Raw genomic sequence first — 1,464 nt, 5'->3', positions numbered from 1 at the left:
ATATATGGGAGAATCCTGATGCATCGGTTACAGATTGATGATGAAGAGATGATAAGTTTTTGAATTTTCCTTCTGTTTTTGGCGAAAAATAAAAAACAGCCGCCACGACTTTTGTCGGAAGGCTGTTTCTATGAGTTTAGGTTGCCCTAAGGTAAATCAGCAAGTTATAGACCGTATGGACAATCGTCGATGACCAAAGCGAATTCGTGCGTTTCACAAGTAACGAAAGACCGTATCCGACCAAGAAGACGGTAGCTCCATTGCCGATAAGTTTGGGTAGGGAAGCTCCGCCTTGTAGCAGCCAAATCGGGAGATGGATGGAGACAAACAACAAGGAAGCAAACAGATTCGCTTTCATAAACGTCATCGAAGAAGAGAGCTTGTGAAGGATAAACCCTCGAAAGAGAACTTCTTCCGGAATCGCAAACAGCAACGTCGTAAACCAGCGCCACCCCAAATCAAAATGAAAGGAGCCCTGAAAAGAATACGTCAGTCCCGCTTCAATCACAACGATCATGAAGCTGACCAGGAACCCCCATTTTACTCCAAGTGCCGCATTCCTCATTCCAATATTTCGCCACGAATTTTGTATGTGATCAATTTGAGTCAGATAAAAGTAGACAGGAACGATCCAAATCACATATTTAACAATAAGGGCAATGGGGGTAGGGATGGAATAGAGCTGAAACAAGACTTCCTTCGCAGTCCAGATTAAGTACAAACAAATAAAAAAAGCACTAAGACGATACCCATCTCGATTAAACAAAAATCTCCTCAGACCCTTTCACAAAAACCTGGTTCTTCTCTGTCCCAAACCAGTTCAAAACCTTATTGTGGTGCGCAATAATTTGTTCCGCTGACAAGACTGGACTGTCGAGCGTCGAATGACAATCACCCACGAGTGTCACGTTGTACCCGGACGTAACCGCTCGTCTGCTCGTGGTGTCGATGCAATATTCGGTTTGCAGACCGACAATGACCAGATGTCGGGTTCCTCGTGCCTCCAGTTCATCGCTCAGGGTCGTCTCGAAAAAAGAATCGCAGGCAAACTTGCGGATGACAGGCTCTCCTTCTTGTGGGGGAATCCCGTGATGAATTTGCCAGGTTGGCGTCCCGATCGTAAACTCGCCCTCGCTCTCGCAATGTTGAACATACAGGACCGGAATTTGCAGCGCGCGGGCACGCGTAGCCAGCTTTTCGATTCGTTCGACCAAAGCTTGTCCTTGAAAAGCATGCTCGATCAAAAAATTTTGTGCATCAATGATGAGCAGCGCAGTTTGTGCACTCATTCGAGAACCACCCTCCCTTTTCCTACCATCTGGAATAAGTGTACCATCCTTCCGTCACTCCCACCAATGCTTTTGTTCACTGATCCCCACGTCCCACAGCTTCGCATTCCCAGAGACGGTAATGGTAATTTCGTTGGCAGTGGGTAGCAGCAACTTGATTGCTTCCGCACCTTGC

At 46.7% G+C, this 1,464-nt stretch carries 2 protein-coding genes; both read right to left on the bottom strand.

Annotation, left to right across the window (positions count from 1 at the left end):
- Positions 1-136: 136 nt before the first annotated feature.
- Entirely contained in the window at positions 137-565 is a 429-nt protein-coding gene (locus EDM56_RS30960) for a CPBP family intramembrane glutamic endopeptidase (protein WP_148040450.1), read from the bottom strand.
- Between the two features lie 193 nt (positions 566-758).
- Positions 759-1,289, bottom strand: coding sequence for a cysteine hydrolase family protein (locus EDM56_RS30955; protein WP_122921749.1), 531 nt, complete (start codon positions 1,287-1,289; stop codon positions 759-761).
- Positions 1,290-1,464 lie beyond the last annotated feature (175 nt).

The sequence above is a fragment of the Brevibacillus fluminis genome (assembly GCF_003710825.1).
GTDB lineage: Bacteria > Bacillota > Bacilli > Brevibacillales > Brevibacillaceae > Brevibacillus_D > Brevibacillus_D fluminis.
This window is presented reverse-complemented; position numbering and strand designations above follow the sequence as displayed.